General features: G+C 67.9%; 14 protein-coding genes. 7 read left to right on the top strand and 7 right to left on the bottom strand.

Translation table 11 applies throughout. The features are described 5' to 3' along the window. Positions 1–43 precede the first annotated feature (43 nt). Positions 44–883, top strand: a complete 840-nt coding sequence (locus tag ACFVKT_RS21525; protein WP_385733784.1) for a DUF5707 domain-containing protein — start codon at positions 44–46, stop codon at positions 881–883. Positions 884–1,105: 222 nt separating this feature from the next. Next, positions 1,106–2,047: a hypothetical protein gene (locus ACFVKT_RS21520; RefSeq protein WP_385733782.1), complete on the top strand. Its 942-nt coding sequence runs from the start codon at positions 1,106–1,108 to the stop codon at positions 2,045–2,047. 12 nt (positions 2,048–2,059) lie between these two features. Here the strand turns inward: ACFVKT_RS21520 and ACFVKT_RS21515 are convergent, their stop codons facing one another. Next, positions 2,060–4,465 carry an HAD-IC family P-type ATPase gene (locus tag ACFVKT_RS21515; RefSeq protein WP_385733780.1) on the bottom strand — a complete coding sequence of 802 codons (2,406 nt, stop codon included), beginning with the start codon at positions 4,463–4,465 and terminating at the stop codon, positions 2,060–2,062. 113 nt (positions 4,466–4,578) lie between these two features. Beyond that, positions 4,579–4,854 carry a DUF2530 domain-containing protein gene (locus ACFVKT_RS21510; RefSeq protein WP_385733778.1) on the bottom strand — a complete coding sequence of 92 codons (276 nt, stop codon included), beginning with the start codon at positions 4,852–4,854 and terminating at the stop codon, positions 4,579–4,581. Between the two features lie 290 nt (positions 4,855–5,144). Here ACFVKT_RS21510 and ACFVKT_RS21505 point away from each other — a divergent pair, with 290 nt between their 5' ends. Beyond that, positions 5,145–6,596, top strand: coding sequence for an NCS2 family permease (locus tag ACFVKT_RS21505; RefSeq protein WP_385733776.1), 1,452 nt, complete (start codon positions 5,145–5,147; stop codon positions 6,594–6,596). A gap of 17 nt (positions 6,597–6,613) precedes the next feature. On the opposite strand, the gene ACFVKT_RS21500 is transcribed toward ACFVKT_RS21505, so the two are convergent. Beyond that, on the bottom strand, positions 6,614–6,799 hold the full coding sequence (locus tag ACFVKT_RS21500; RefSeq protein ID WP_385733774.1) for a ribbon-helix-helix protein, CopG family: 186 nt from the start codon (positions 6,797–6,799) through the stop codon (positions 6,614–6,616). Positions 6,800–6,943: 144 nt separating this feature from the next. Here ACFVKT_RS21500 and ACFVKT_RS21495 point away from each other — a divergent pair, with 144 nt between their 5' ends. The 3 genes from ACFVKT_RS21495 (at position 6,944) to thpR (ending at position 9,509) form a co-directional block, all read left to right on the top strand. Further along, positions 6,944–7,381, top strand: a complete 438-nt coding sequence (locus ACFVKT_RS21495; RefSeq protein ID WP_385733772.1) for a MarR family winged helix-turn-helix transcriptional regulator — start codon at positions 6,944–6,946, stop codon at positions 7,379–7,381. 177 nt (positions 7,382–7,558) lie between these two features. After that, positions 7,559–8,851: an MFS transporter gene (locus ACFVKT_RS21490; RefSeq protein ID WP_385733770.1), complete on the top strand. Its 1,293-nt coding sequence runs from the start codon at positions 7,559–7,561 to the stop codon at positions 8,849–8,851. A gap of 61 nt (positions 8,852–8,912) precedes the next feature. After that, positions 8,913–9,509 (top strand): RNA 2',3'-cyclic phosphodiesterase, encoded by a 597-nt coding sequence (thpR, locus tag ACFVKT_RS21485; protein ID WP_385733768.1) that lies wholly within the window; start codon positions 8,913–8,915, stop codon positions 9,507–9,509. Positions 9,510–9,674: 165 nt separating this feature from the next. Here thpR and ACFVKT_RS21480 read toward each other — a convergent pair whose 3' ends face one another. From ACFVKT_RS21480 to ACFVKT_RS21465, 4 genes are all read right to left on the bottom strand, one after another. Next, on the bottom strand, positions 9,675–10,667 hold the full coding sequence (locus tag ACFVKT_RS21480) for an aldo/keto reductase (RefSeq protein WP_385733767.1): 993 nt from the start codon (positions 10,665–10,667) through the stop codon (positions 9,675–9,677). A gap of 63 nt (positions 10,668–10,730) precedes the next feature. After that, the gene (locus tag ACFVKT_RS21475; RefSeq protein ID WP_385733765.1) at positions 10,731–11,321 is read right to left on the bottom strand and encodes a Uma2 family endonuclease; all 591 of its coding nucleotides are present in this window, start codon (positions 11,319–11,321) and stop codon (positions 10,731–10,733) included. An 83-nt stretch (positions 11,322–11,404) separates the two neighbouring features. Then, entirely contained in the window at positions 11,405–11,641 is a 237-nt protein-coding gene (locus ACFVKT_RS21470; RefSeq protein ID WP_385733764.1) for a DUF397 domain-containing protein, read from the bottom strand. Beyond that, a complete protein-coding gene (locus ACFVKT_RS21465) occupies positions 11,638–12,414 on the bottom strand; it encodes a helix-turn-helix domain-containing protein (RefSeq protein WP_385733762.1) in 777 nt (258 codons plus the stop codon). Before ACFVKT_RS21465 ends, ACFVKT_RS21470 begins: the two co-directional genes overlap by 4 nt. A 119-nt stretch (positions 12,415–12,533) precedes the next feature. Between ACFVKT_RS21465 and ACFVKT_RS21460 the strand changes: the two genes are divergently transcribed. Continuing rightward, positions 12,534–12,953, top strand: a complete 420-nt coding sequence (locus ACFVKT_RS21460; RefSeq protein ID WP_385733760.1) for a hypothetical protein — start codon at positions 12,534–12,536, stop codon at positions 12,951–12,953. Positions 12,954–13,143: the final 190 nt, after the last annotated feature.

Below are 13,143 nucleotides of genomic sequence, written 5' to 3'. Positions count from 1 at the left end.
CCGCAGGACAGCGCGCGCCCCTTCTTCAACGTGGGGAACACACATGCGCATTCGTGCCTCTGTCGCCGTCGTGACCGGCGCTCTGGCCCTCTCCGCCTTCGCCGTTCCGGCGGCGCAGGCGGACGACAGCAACTCCGTCTCGGCTTTCGCACAGAGCGTCGAGCCCAAGGCGGCGGCCGGTCCGGCCGACATCATTGAAGGGGACACCACGATCTCGAACGTGGTCGTGAACGGCGGCAAGTCCCTCGTCCTCGGCGCGACCACGAAGAAGACCTTCACGGTCAGCTTCACCGCCAAGGACGACTCGGGCATCGACTGGGGAACCGCGATCCTGTGGCACGGTTCGACCTTCGCCAGCTCCGACGGTGGCGTGGTGCCCAACGAGGAGGAGGCCGTCTGCACGACGGTCAACGCGACGACCTCCACCTGCAAGCACACCTTCACCGTCGACGCGCGCTACGACCTGCTGAACAAGTTCGCCGGCGGCTGGAAGGTCTGGGCCCTCGCCCAGGGCAACGACGCCGACTACGTCCAGACGGACAACGTCAAGGGCTTCAGCATCCAGCGCGCCTCCCAGCTGACGGTCAACGCGACCCCCGAGCCGGTCACGAAGGGCAAGACCATCACGGTCGCCGGGAAGCTGACGCGTGCTGACTGGGAGACGAACAAGTACGCGGGTCTGAGTGGTCAGTCGGTGGTGCTGCAGTTCCGTAAGGCGAGCAGCTCCACCTACTCGAACGTCAAGACCATCAAGTCGACCTCGGGCGGCGCGCTGAAGACCACGGTCAAGGCGTCGGTCGACGGCTACTACCGCTACACCTACGCGGGCGTCTCGACCGTCGGGACCTCCACCTCCGCGGCTGACTACATCGACGTGAAGTAGTCGACCGGCTGAAACTCCAGTGTCTTGCGAACGGCCCCCGGGTTTCCCCCGGGGGCCGTTCGTCATTCATGGGCAAAATCGATCTGACCCGTACAACCCATTGCACCCCGTCGGGCATCTCATCATGCGAGTCAACAGACTCCGACATCACTTGGGCCCCAGGTGTGAAACGAGCCGTAAGGACGAGCACCGGCGGGGCCCCTTTCTCCACTTGGGGATCGCATGCGCATCAGAGCCACCGTGGCCGCCGTCTCCGGCGCCCTGGCACTCTCCGCCCTCGCCGTACCCGGCGCGCACGCCGCCGACGCCGGCTCCGCCTCCACCTACCGCGCGGACGTCGCCAAGGTGCGGGAAGCCGCCCGCGCCGTCGACTCCGGCAAGAGCGCGTTCCGCGCCTCCGCCGCCGCCGTGGACGCGCCGTACGACCTGGACGTCACCTTCTCCAACATCAAGGTGAACAAGGGCAAGTCGATCGTCGTCGGCGCCACCACTCACACCGTCGTCCCGGTCACCTACACCCTGACCCACCCCGCGGACGTCGACATCGCCGCCGCCGACTTCTTCAGCGGCCCGTACATCTACCGGGGCACCTTCGGCAACGCGGACAACGAGCAGTTCGGTGACGAGCCGGGCACCTGCACGCCCACCTCGTCGACGACCGCCTCCTGCAAGGGCAACATCGACATCTACGCCAACGAGGGCTACCTGGCCAACTCGGACGCCGGCACCTGGAAGGCCGCCGGCCTCGCCATCGCGTACAACGGCCAGGACCCGACGAGCGCCGACTTCGACATCACCAAGGTCGGCGTCGCCGACCAGGGCGGTTTCACCTCTCCCAACGTCCAGCGGATGTCGAAGCTGACGGTCAACGCGACCCCCGAGCCGGTCACGAAGGGCAAGACCATCACGGTCGCCGGGAAGCTGACGCGTGCTGACTGGGAGACGAACAAGTACGCGGGTCTCAGTGGTCAGTCGGTGGTGCTGCAGTTCCGTAAGGCGAGCAGCTCCACCTACTCGAACGTCAAGACCATCAAGTCGACCTCGGGCGGCGCGCTGAAGACCACGGTCAAGGCGTCGGTCGACGGCTACTACCGCTACACCTATGCGGGCGTCTCGACCGTCGGGGCCTCCACCGCCACGGGTGACTACGTCGACGTGAAGTAGGCAGCCCCGCGGCTACGCGGGAAAGCGGCGGTCGACCCACCTCCAGGTGAGTTCCAGGGCGACCGCCGCCACCGCCGCGATGCCCACCGCGATCCACGGCATCGTCACCCCGACCAGCTTCAGCGCGAAGAAGTTCTGCAGCCACGGCACGACGAGGACCAGCAGGAATGCCCCGCCCATGGTCGCGACCAGGGCGATCCGCCACCAGGTGTAGGGCCGGGCGACGATCGCCAGCACCCACATCGAGATCAGGAAGAGCGTCAGCGTCGCGGCGCTCGTCTCCGCGCTCAACGCGTCTGTCCCGGTGTAGTGGTGACGGGCGATCAGATAGCTGACGAAGGTGGCCACCGCCGCGATCACGCCGCCGGGGATCGAGTACCGCATGACCCGTCGGACGAAATTGGGCCTCGCCCGTTCCTTGTTGGGGGCGAGGGCGAGGAAGAACGCCGGGACGCCGATCGTCAGGGTGGACAGCAGGGTCAAGTGGCGTGGCAGGAAGGGGTATTCGACCTGCCAGCAGACCACCAGGATGGCCAGCAGCACCGAGTAGACCGTCTTCACCAGGAAGAGGGTCGCGACCCGGGTGATGTTCCCGATGACCCTGCGGCCCTCCGCGACCACCGAAGGCAGCGTCGCGAAGCTGTTGTTGAGCAGCACGATCTGCGCCACCGCGCGGGTCGCCTCCGAGCCCGAACCCATGCTGACCCCGATGTCGGCGTCCTTGAGGGCCAGTACGTCGTTCACGCCGTCGCCGGTCATCGCCACGGTGTGGCCGTTCGACTGCAGCGCGCCCACCATGTCCCGCTTCTGCTGCGGGGTGACCCGCCCGAACACCGTGCCCTCGTCCAGCGACCTCGCCATCTCCGTCTGCTCGGTGGGCAGTTGGCGCGCGTCCACGACCGCGCCGCTGAGCCCGAGCTTCCCGGCCACCGCGCCCACCGACACCGCGTTGTCGCCGGAGATGACCTTGGCCTGGACGTTCTGCTCGGCGAAGTACCGCAGGGTGTCCGCCGCGTCAGGGCGCAGCCGCTGCTCCAGGACGACCAGGGCGGTGGGCTTCGCGCCCTCCGCGACCGCGGGATCGTCGAGGTCCTTCGTGGCCCGGGTGAGCAGCAGCACGCGCATCCCGGCCTCGTTCAGCCGCTCGGTTTCGGCAAGCGCCGGATCCCCGTCGGACAGCAGTACGTCCGGGGCGCCGAGCAGCCACGTACTCGCCTCGCCGTTTCCCTCGCTGAACGTCGCTCCGCTGTACTTGCGGGCCGAGGAGAAGGGCAGCGACTCCGTGCAGCGCCAGTCCTCGCTGTCCGGGTAGGCGTCGATGATCGCCTGGAGCGACGCGTTCGGCCGCGGGTCCGACTCACCGAGCGCGCCGAGGACCTTCCGTACGTAGCTCTCGTCGCTGCCGCCCAGCGCGCGCACCTCGGTGACGTCCATGCCGCCCTCGGTGAGCGTGCCCGTCTTGTCGAGGCAGACGGTGTCGACGCGGGCGAGCCCCTCGATGGCGGGCAGCTCCTGCACCAGGCACTGCTGCCGGCCGAGCCGGATGACGCCGATCGCGAAGGCGACGGAGGTGAGGAGGACAAGGCCCTCCGGGACCATCGGGACGATCCCGCCGACCGTCCGGGCCACGGAGCCCTTGAAGTCGTTCTGCTTGACAACCAGTTGGGTGATGACCAGGCCGATCGCGCTCGGGATCATCATCCACGTCACGTATTTGAGGATCGTGGAGATGCCCGTCCGCAGTTCGGACTGGACGAGTGTGAAGCGGGACGCCTCCTCGGCGAGCTGCGCCGCGTACGCCGCCCGGCCCACCTTCGTCGCCGTGAACGCGCCGCCGCCCGCGACCACGAAGCTGCCCGACATCACCTCGTCGCCGGGCTGCTTGACCACCGGGTCGGCCTCGCCGGTGAGGAGGGACTCGTCGATCTCCAGGCCGTCGGCCTCGACACACGCGCCATCGACGACGATCTTGTCGCCCGGCCCGATCTCGATCAGGTCCCCGAGCACGATCTGTGAGGTGCTGACCTCGGCGGCGACCCCGTCCCTGCGGACGGTCGGTTTCGCCTCGCCGATCACCGCGAGCGAGTCCAGGGTCTTCTTGGCCCGCCACTCCTGGATGATGCCGATCCCGGTGTTGGCGAGGATGACGTACCCGAACAGGCTGTCCTGGAACGGCGCCACGAACAGCATGACCAGCCAGAGCACACCGATGATCGCGTTGAACCGGGTGAAGACGTTCGCGCGGACGATCTCCCGCACGGAGCGGCTGCTCCGCACGGGTACGTCGTTCACCTCGCCGCGCGACACCCGCTGGGCCACCTCGGCGGCGGACAGCCCCTGCGCCCGCCCGGAGGGGGAGGCAGGCATGGGCACAGGGTGAACGGGATCGAGTTCGGCGCCCGCGTCGATGTGCGTCATGCGTTCGACGGTACGTGCGGATATACGGCTTCACCCGCCGAGTGCCCGAAAGATCCGACCAGGGGAGGACGGGGGCGGCGGTGAGTGATGCCGTGGTTGTAGGCGAGGGCTGGTTACTCCGCGGGGGAGTCAGGGGCGCCCTGGAGTGCCGCGTCCCGCTTGATGGCCGCCTCGCGCCCGCGGACGTACCAGATGCCGATCAGTCCGAGACCCGCGCCCGCCAGGCAGGTCCACACCCACCAGGTGTGCCCGTGGTCGTCGAACCAGCCGTAGAACGGCAGCTGCACCAGGAAGAGGACGAACCAGAGAATCGTGAGGCCGGTGATGGTGGCGACGACGGGCCCCTCCAGGGGCTCCGGCGCCTCGTGCTTGGGTGTCCACTTCGCCATGGGCACAGCTTACGAGAGCGTGTCCAGGTCCTCGTGGGTGCGTGGGAAGTCCTTGTATACCAAGGGTCTACGCGCGGAGATGGCGATTTATGACTCATATGTTCATACTGAAACCGCCTGAGTCTGGCTCTTTCTGTTCGTACGAAACACCAATGGAAATGCCCAGGAAACCTGCTGGTGATCACGTGGTGGCCACAGTGGTGGCCGGACTCGATCAAGTTCCCAGCCCGGCGCCGTCCCGCCCGGCGCCCACCGGCCCCCGTAAGGCCCCCTCACGTATGAGGTCACGCATGTCCACCTCGGCCCTCTCCAAGGCCCCCACCCCGGAGCAGCCGGAGCCCTCGCCAGGGCAAGGCGCACTGGACCGCTACTTCAAGATCTCCGAGCGGGGCAGCACGCTGCCGCGCGAGATCCGCGGCGGTTTCGCCACCTTCTTCGCGATGGCCTACATCATCGTGCTGAACCCGATCATCCTGGGCAGCGCGAAGGACATGTACGGGCACCAGCTCGACAACGGCCAGCTCGTCACCGCGACCGCGCTGACCGCGGCGTTCACCACGCTCCTCATGGGCGTCATCGGAAACGTGCCGATCGCGCTCGCCGCCGGTCTGGGCGTGAACACGGTCGTCGCGCTCCAGCTCGCCCCGCGGATGTCCTGGCCGGACGCCATGGGCATGGTGGTCCTCGCGGGCCTCGTCGTGATGCTCCTGGTCGCCACCGGTCTGCGTGAGCGCGTGATGAACGCCGTGCCGCTGGGCCTGCGCAAGGCCATCTCGATCGGTATCGGCCTGTTCATCATGCTGATCGGCCTGGTCGACTCCGGCTTCGTCTCACGCATCCCGGACATCGCGCAGACCACCGTCCCACTCCAGCTCGGCGGCGACGGCCACCTCAACGGCTGGCCCGTCCTGATCTTCGTACTCGGTGTGCTGCTCACGCTCGCGCTGATGGTGCGCAAGGTGTCCGGCGCGATCCTCATCTCGATCGTCACGATGACCGTCCTCGCGGTGATCATCAACGCCGTCGCCACTGTGCCGTCCTGGGGTCTGACCACCCCGCAGTGGCCCGGCAACCCGGTCGCGACCCCCGACTTCGGGCTCGTCGGCAAGGTCAGCCTCTTCGGCGGCTTCGGCAAGGTCGGCGTGCTGACCGGCGTCCTCTTCGTCTTCACCGTGCTGCTGTCGTGCTTCTTCGACGCGATGGGCACGATCATGGGCGTCAGCGACGAGGCCAGACTGACCGACGCCCAGGGCAACATGCCCGGCATCAACAAGGTCCTCTTCGTCGACGGCATCGCGGTCGCCGCGGGCGGCGCCACCTCCTCCTCGGCCACCACCTGCTTCGTGGAGTCGACGGCCGGCGTCGGCGAGGGCGCCCGCACCGGCTTCGCCAACGTCGTCACCGGTGCGCTCTTCGCCGTCGCGCTCTTCCTGACCCCCGTCGCCACCATGGTCCCGTCCCAGGCGGCCACCCCCGCGCTGCTCGCGGTCGGCTTCATGATCCTGGCGGGGTCGATCAGGGAGATCGACTGGGCGGACTACACGATCGCCATCCCGGCCTTCATCACGATGGTGATGATGCCGTTCACCTACTCGATCACGAACGGCATCGGCATGGGCTTCATCACCTTCGTGGTGCTGCGCCTGGTGGCGGGACGGGGCCGTGACATCCCGGTCGCGATGTACGTGGTGGCGGCGGTGTTCGGGTTCTACTACCTGATGCCGGCGCTCGGTCTGACCTGAGCCTTTGGCGTCGGGGCTCACGTGACCCCGTCGTAGAACTTCTCCGTCTCCTCGACCGCGGTCTGGAACCGCTCGTCGAAGTCGTCGCGAATGAGCGTCCGGACCACATAGTCCTGGACGCTCATTCCGCGTTTGGCGGCGTGGTGTCGGAGCCGGTTGAGCAGCTCCCCGTCTATCCGCAGGCTGAGCACGCTGGTCCCCATGGAGTCGAGGGTCGCGTTCCCCGGTGGGGTGAGGGGTCACTTTCCGGATCTGGCTCACTCATATGAGTGACGTAAAGATTCAGTTTCCGGTTTCGCGGGCACCGCGGTGGTCTTTAGAGAGAGTAATGAGTTATGCTAAGGAACATGTCTGACCTTGCCCATGGCGACGATGCTGCCGCCGTGAACTCCCTCCGCTCCGCAGTCATGCGGTTGTCGCGCCGACTCAAGCACCAACGGGTCGACGAGTCGCTGAGCCCCACCGAGATCTCGGTGCTCGGCACCCTCGCCCGCTGTGGCAACGCCACACCGGGTGAACTCGCCCGCAAAGAGCATGTGCAGCCCCCGTCGATGACCCGCATCGTCGCGCTGCTCGAAGCCAAGGGACTGGTCAGGCTGGAGCCGCACCCCGATGACCGGCGACAGAAGGTCGTCACGCAGACCGACAAGGCCGAGGCCATGCTCGAAGAGGCCCGCCGCAAGCGGAACGCGTGGCTGGCCGGCCTCGCCGCAGGCCTCGACGAGGACGAGTGGGCCAAGCTCCGTGCGGCCGCTCCTGTACTGGAGAAGCTCGCGCAGATCTGATGCAAGCAACGCAGCGGTGACGGCACGACGATGTCCGCACCGTCCCAGGACGACGCCAGCCGTCCGTGTATCCCCACGCCTAGGAGGCGAGCCCTTTTGAGTTCGGGACCCGGAGCAGACTCCGCACCCGCACCAGCCACCCACGACTCCCCGCCCGCCCCCCACACCCGCTCGTCGATGTTCAGCTCGCTGAAGGTCCGTAACTACCGCCTGTTCTTCATGGGCCAGGTCGTCTCCAACACCGGCACCTGGATGCAGCGCATCGCCCAGGACTGGCTGGTGCTGAGCCTGACCGGCTCGTCCGCCGCGGTCGGTATCACCACCGCACTGCAGTTCCTGCCGATGCTGCTCTTCGGGCTGTACGGAGGCGTCCTCGTCGACCGCCTGCGCAAGCGCCCCACCCTGCTCGCCACCCAGGCGGCCATGGGCGTCACCGGCCTTGTGCTCGCCTTCCTCACGCTCTCCGGCAACGTCCAGGTGTGGCAGGTCTACCTCGCCGCCTTCGTCGCCGGCCTCGTCACGGTCGTCGACAACCCGGCCCGCCAGTCCTTCGTCACCGAGATGGTCGGCCCCGACCAGCTGCAGAACGCGGTCAGCCTGAACTCCGCCAACTTCCAGTCCGCCCGCCTGGTCGGCCCCGCCGTCGCGGGTGTGCTGATCACGGGCGTGGGCACCGGCTGGGCGTTCCTCTTCAACGGCCTGTCCTTCGTGGCGCCCGTCGCGGGCCTGCTGCTGATGCGCAACCGCGAACTGCACGCCGTCAAGCGCGCCCCGCGTGCCAAGGGCCAGCTCCGCGAGGGACTCCATTACGTCGCCGGCCGCCCCGAGCTGCTCTGGCCGATCGTCCTCGTCGGCTTCATCGGCACCTTCGGCTTCAACTTCCCGGTCTGGCTCTCGGCGTACGCGGACGACATCTTCCACGCGGGCGCCGGTGCGTACAGCCTGTTCAACATCCTGATGGCGGCCGGCTCCCTGGCCGGTGCCCTGCTCGCGGCCCGCCGCGGCACGGCCCGGCTGCGCGTCCTGATCGCCGCGGCGGCGGCCTTCGGTGTCCTGGAGGTCGTGGCGTCCGCGGCCCCCTCACTCTGGCTCTTCGCCCTCCTCATGGTCCCGATCGGCGTCTTCGGCCTGACGGTCAACGTCACCGCGAACACCTCGGTCCAGATGGCCACCGACCCCGCCATGCGCGGCCGCGTCATGGCCCTGTTCATGATGGTCTTCATGGGCGGTACGCCCCTTGGGGCGCCCCTCGTCGGCTGGGTCACCGACGCCTACGGTCCGCGCATCGGCTTCGCCCTCGGCGGCCTCATCTCGACGCTCTCCGCCGTCACCATCGGCCTGGTCCTGGCCCGCCTCGGCGGCCTCCGCCTCTCCCTCGGCTGGAACCGCGGCCATCCCCACGTCCGCTTCGTACCGAAGGAGCAGCGCGAGCAGCAGGACCAGCCGGAGCCGCTGACCGCGGCGGTGTGACGGGCCCCGTAGGGGAGGGCCGCCGGATGATCCATTCCCTCGAAGCTGGAAGAGTGACGTCATGAGACTCTTCGCGGCCGTGCTGCCACCCGAGGGCGGGGCGAGTGAACTCGGCTCGGTGGTGGACGAGTTGCGGCGGCTGCCGGGTGCGGATGGGGTGCGGCGGTTGCCGGGTTCGGACGGGCTGCGCTGGACGGGCCGGCCGGGTTGGCACTTCACGGTCGCGTTCTACGGTGAGGTGGCCGAGGCCGTCGTACCGGATCTCTCGGAGCGGCTGGCGCGCGCGGCCCACCGCACCGCGCCGTTCCCTCTCGCCCTGCGCGGCGGCGGCCACTTCGGCGGGCGGGTGCTGTGGGCGGGGGCGTCGGGTGACGTCCGCACGCTGCGCCTCCTCGCCGACCGTGCGGAGGCGGCGGCCAGGAAGGCGGGCATACCGATGGAGGACCACCGCCGCTACCGGCCCCACCTCACGCTGGCCCGCAGCCGCTCCGACACCGACTTCGAGGCGTACGTCACCGCCCTGGACGCCTTCGCCGGGCGGGAGTGGACGGTGCGGGAGCTGTGCCTCGTACGCAGCGAGCTGCCGAAGTCGGGGGTGCCGGGGGAGCAGCCCCGCTACGAGACGGTCGCGCGGTGGCCGCTCGGGGCAGGCGCCTGAGGCTGTCCTGCCGCGGCCCGATAACCTCGAACCCGTGGACCCAAAGACTCGTAACCGGATCATGGCCGGAGTGCTCGTGCTGATGTTCGTCGTGGTGGCGCTGGCGGCGGCGGTCGGGCAGTAACCGATCCGCCGCCCCCTGCGTGGCGCGGTTGCCCTCACGGGCTACCAGGCGAAGGCCTCCGGGGACGGACCCGGGCCTGGGAAGATCTCGTCGAGCGAGGTCAGCAGTTCCTCGCTCAGCTCCAGCTCGACGGCGCGCAGCGCGGACTCGAGCTGTTCGGCGGTGCGCGGGCCGACGATGGGGCCCGTGACGCCCGGACGGGTCAGCAGCCAGGCCAGGGCGGCCTCGCCGGGCTCCAGGCCGTGCTTCTCCAACAGGTCCTCGTACGACTGGATCTGCGCGCGTGAGGTCGGGTTGGCGAGGGTGTCGGCGGCGCGTCCGCTCGCCCGGCGTCCGCCCTGGATCTCCTTCTTGATGACCCCGCCGAGCAGTCCGCCCTGCAGCGGCGACCAGGGGATGACCCCGAGCCCGTACTCCTGCGCGGCCGGGATGACCTCCATCTCGGCGCGTCGCTCGGCGAGGTTGTAGAGGCACTGCTCGCTGACGAGCCCGATGGTGCCGCCGCGCCGCGCCGCGATCTCGTTGGCCTGGGCGATCTTGTAGCCGGGGAAGTTGCTGGACCCGACGTAGAGGATCTTGCCCTGCTGGATGAGGGTGTCGATCGCCTGCCAGATCTCCTCGAAGGGAGTGTCGCGGTCGATGTGGTGGAACTGGTAGATGTCGATGTAGTCGGTCTGGAGCCGCTTCAGGCTGGCGTCCACCGCCCGCCGGATGTTCAGGGCGGAGAGCTTGTCGTGGTTGGGCCAGGCGTCGCCGTCGGCGGCCATGTTCCCGTACACCTTGGTGGCGAGCACGGTCTTGTCGCGCCGCTCGCCGCCCTGGGCGAACCAGCTCCCGATGATCTCTTCCGTACGGCCCTTGTTGTCGCCCCAGCCGTACACGTTCGCGGTGTCGAAGTAGTTGATTCCCGCGTCCAGCGCCGCGTCCATGATCGCGTGGCTGTCGGCCTCGCCGGTCAGCGGGCCGAAGTTCATGGTGCCGAGGACGAGCCGGCTGACCTTGAGTCCTGTGCGTCCGAGCTGCGTGTACTTCATGGCTGCTAAGCCAACGACGTGGAGTGCGCTCTAGGCAAGGGTGGCTGGCGGGGTGGGGTGAAGTCAGTCGCGGGGGAAGTCTTCGGTTTTGAGGGTGAGGTCGCGGTCGTCGACGGTGAGGTTCACGTCGTCTCCGAAGTAGACCTTCGTCTCGGTCGCGTAGTCGCCGTCCTTGGGCAGGGTGTAGACGTAGCACCTGCCCTGGTAGGGGTCGGCGATGAGGTAGACGGGGACCTCGGCCAGTGCGTACGCGCTCTTCTTCGGGCCGTAGTCGTTGGTGGCCGTCTTCTTGGAGATGACCTCGGCGACGAACTCGACGTCCTCGTAGCGCCAACGTCCTTCGGAATTCTTCTCCGAGCCGTCACGCAGCTTTGCAACGTCCGGGGCGAAGCCGTTCAGATGGCCGGGAAAATCAATGCGCACGTCCGAGAAGACCTTCAGGCTCATGCCGAAGGTGTCTTCCAGCGCCCGTACGATCCAGCGGATGATCTCCCAGTGGACGTCCCGCTGCGGCGACATGAAGATGTTCCCCCCGACGATCTCGACCCTGTATCCCTCGGGGACGGGCATCCTCTCCAGCCACTCGAACATCATGTCGAGTGTGAGTTCGCCGCTGCTCTCGGCCATCTCGATCCTGTCTTCAAGGACGGTCATCGTGGCGCTCCTCCCCGGCCGCAACTCGATCGAGCGCAGCCGCGCGGTACAACGATACGCACGGTGACTGGCTACGGCGCTTTTCAGTCGAGGGTGGCGAGGAAGGTGGTCCAGGTGGTGGGGGTGACGGTGAGGGTGGGGGAGACGGGGGTTTTGGAGTCGCGGATGTGGATGGTGGTGGGGGTGGTGGCTATCTCCAGGCATTCGCCGCCCTGGCTGCCGCTGTAGGTGGACTTGGTCCACTGGAGGGCTACTTCTACGCACTCGCCGCCCTGGCCGCTGCTGTAGCTGCTCTTGAACCAGTTGAGGTCCGCGCTCATAGTCTGCCTGCCACCTCGCTGATCAACTCCGCAGACTCCTCGGGGTTGAGGGCCTGCGCCCGCAGAATGCCATATCGCGCGAACATGTTGCCCAGGTCTGGCTGTTCGCTGACGAAGTAGCCATTGCTTGGTCCTTCGACGTAGGCGATCCGTTCGGGTTCCTCCGCCTCCAACAGAATCATCGGACCGTCCAGCCCGGCGTGGATTTGTCGGGCAGTTGGGATCACCTGGATCGCAATGTTGCGTCGTTGCCCGATCTCCAGGATGTGTCCCAACTGCTCCCTGAGGGCCTGCGAGCCTCCGAGAGGGCGCCTGAGGACGTGCTCCTCCAGCACGAAGCCCACGATCGGCGCAGGTTTGCGCGTGAGTACCTGTTGCCGGTCGAGGCGCGCGGCAAGCCGGGCCTCGATCTCGTCGTCCTCCAATGGCGGACAGTGCACCTCGAAGGTCGCGCGGCCGTACACCTCGGTCTGGAGGAGACCGGGGATCAGGTGGTTGGCGTACATGTAGATCGCCGTTGCCTTCGCCTCCAACTCCGCGTAGTCCTCGAACCACGATGGAAATCGGCTGGCCTTCAACTTCCGCGCCGCGGTGAGAAGTGCACCTTGTGCACCCAGCTTCTCGTCCGCGATCTGGACGAGCTGCCCCTTCGGTGCCCGTTCTCCCCGCTCCACCATGGCCACTTGGGACTTGGAGTACCCCACGTACTTGGCCAGCGCCTCCTGAGTCACCCCCGCCCGCTCGCGGAAGAACCGCAGCAACGAGCCGAACATCTCCAGGTTCCCCGACCGTTGATCACCCGCGTGCACAGCGACCTCCCCAAGTACACAACCCCGCACCACCCTTGCGAACCCCTGGTCACAGTATGTGACCGCACGGAAGCATTTGCGGCATGAATGCGAAACCCTTCCCTCCGGACGTCCACTCCTGGATCCCCGCCACCGGCCACGCCCTGCGCCACGCGGGCATCCATTTCGACGCCGTACGCATCGCCGCACCTCTCGCCGAGCGCGTCGCCTCGGAGTTGATGCTCCGTACGGACTTCGACGCGGGCCCGATCGTCCGCGAACTCACCGGTGAGCGGAACCACTACTTCCTGTTGCCCCCGCAAACCGTGTCCCCGTACGCATGGCCACCCGGCGTACGCGCGCTGACCCGCGGTGACAGAGGGCTCGCGTACGTCGGCGTACCGGCGCTCACCGGTATGACCTGGCCGCTGGACTGGCGGTCGACGCCCACGGCTGAAGTTCCCTTTGTGGGGCTGGAGTTGATGCGGGAGGTGGTGGGACGGGTGGCCGGCGTCGTCAGGTGACCGTGGGGCCGCCCGCTTCTTGGTCAGTGTCGTGCTTGCGCGGTCCGAGTAAAGGGCGCTCCGCTGCGCTGCGCGTCGGCTGCGCCGATTGCGCTGCGCTCCACCCTTGACTCGGCCCGCTCCAGCACGGGAGAGAAGCGAGCGGGCGGCCTGGGGGTGAGGGGTCCCCGAGGTGGGCTTGAGGTGCTGT

The organism is Streptomyces sp. NPDC127595, assembly GCF_042671685.1.
Taxonomy (GTDB): domain Bacteria; phylum Actinomycetota; class Actinomycetes; order Streptomycetales; family Streptomycetaceae; genus Streptomyces.
This window is presented reverse-complemented; position numbering and strand designations above follow the sequence as displayed.

Excerpts from the sequence above, each read along its gene's own strand:
- ACFVKT_RS21480 (WP_385733767.1), bottom strand. The coding sequence starts at position 10,667 with ATGAAGTACACGCAGCTCGGACGCACAGGACTCAAGGTCAGCCGGCTC.
- ACFVKT_RS21520 (WP_385733782.1), top strand. The coding sequence starts at position 1,106 with ATGCGCATCAGAGCCACCGTGGCCGCCGTCTCCGGCGCCCTGGCACTC.
- ACFVKT_RS21510 (WP_385733778.1), bottom strand. The coding sequence starts at position 4,854 with ATGGCGAAGTGGACACCCAAGCACGAGGCGCCGGAGCCCCTGGAGGGG.
- ACFVKT_RS21515 (WP_385733780.1), bottom strand. The coding sequence starts at position 4,465 with ATGACGCACATCGACGCGGGCGCCGAACTCGATCCCGTTCACCCTGTG.
- thpR (WP_385733768.1), top strand. The coding sequence starts at position 8,913 with ATGAGACTCTTCGCGGCCGTGCTGCCACCCGAGGGCGGGGCGAGTGAA.
- ACFVKT_RS21490 (WP_385733770.1), top strand. The coding sequence starts at position 7,559 with ATGTTCAGCTCGCTGAAGGTCCGTAACTACCGCCTGTTCTTCATGGGC.
- ACFVKT_RS21500 (WP_385733774.1), bottom strand. The coding sequence starts at position 6,799 with ATGGGGACCAGCGTGCTCAGCCTGCGGATAGACGGGGAGCTGCTCAAC.
- ACFVKT_RS21525 (WP_385733784.1), top strand. The coding sequence starts at position 44 with ATGCGCATTCGTGCCTCTGTCGCCGTCGTGACCGGCGCTCTGGCCCTC.
- ACFVKT_RS21495 (WP_385733772.1), top strand. The coding sequence starts at position 6,944 with ATGTCTGACCTTGCCCATGGCGACGATGCTGCCGCCGTGAACTCCCTC.
- ACFVKT_RS21475 (WP_385733765.1), bottom strand. The coding sequence starts at position 11,321 with ATGACCGTCCTTGAAGACAGGATCGAGATGGCCGAGAGCAGCGGCGAA.
- ACFVKT_RS21460 (WP_385733760.1), top strand. The coding sequence starts at position 12,534 with ATGAATGCGAAACCCTTCCCTCCGGACGTCCACTCCTGGATCCCCGCC.
- ACFVKT_RS21505 (WP_385733776.1), top strand. The coding sequence starts at position 5,145 with ATGTCCACCTCGGCCCTCTCCAAGGCCCCCACCCCGGAGCAGCCGGAG.
- ACFVKT_RS21465 (WP_385733762.1), bottom strand. The coding sequence starts at position 12,414 with ATGTTCGGCTCGTTGCTGCGGTTCTTCCGCGAGCGGGCGGGGGTGACT.
- ACFVKT_RS21470 (WP_385733764.1), bottom strand. The coding sequence starts at position 11,641 with ATGAGCGCGGACCTCAACTGGTTCAAGAGCAGCTACAGCAGCGGCCAG.